This window comes from Enterococcus alishanensis (genome assembly GCF_019218635.1).
GTDB classification, from domain to species: domain Bacteria; phylum Bacillota; class Bacilli; order Lactobacillales; family Enterococcaceae; genus Enterococcus_A; species Enterococcus_A alishanensis.
Genome location: NZ_JAHUZB010000031.1, coordinates 1 through 476 on the forward strand (window position 1 = coordinate 1; position 476 = coordinate 476).

The following is a 476-nucleotide window of genomic DNA, read 5'->3' on the forward strand; positions in this document are numbered from 1 at the left end:
GCTTGTAAGTTTGGGTTGCCGTGTGGCCACTGATATCTTCACCGTTTTTAGTGAGGGTTACTTTGGCGGTTGACTTTACAACTTTCTTAACGTTGTATACATCCCCGTCTTTCGTGAACTGACCTTCTAGCGTATAGGACTTAGAGCCAGTATGCCAGTTAAACAGGTCGTCCTTCTTGATACCGCGTGAGTTCTTATTATAAAGAAGCTCTTCTAGAGCTGTACCAATTGTTGATTTACCCAGCCCGTTACGTCCGATTAACTGAGTTACGCGGTGATTATCAAACTCGATCACCACGTTCTCAGCATACGACATAAAATGGCTGATTGTCAATTTATTAATTACTATCGACATACTCAGCGGCTCTCTTTAGTATGCGAGTTCTAGACGTTTCGTCTAGTTTCTGCACGTTTGTGAAATAAGTATCCAGCTCCTGTAGCAGTGACATATCGTCTAGATCTAACTTAGCATCTTT

At 42.2% G+C, this 476-nt stretch carries 1 protein-coding gene; it reads right to left on the minus strand.

Annotation, left to right across the window (positions count from 1 at the left end; translation table 11 throughout):
- On the minus strand, positions 1–355 hold a 355-nt coding region (locus tag KUA55_RS18140), incomplete at its 3' end, for an AAA family ATPase (protein WP_218327771.1).
- Positions 356–476: the final 121 nt, after the last annotated feature.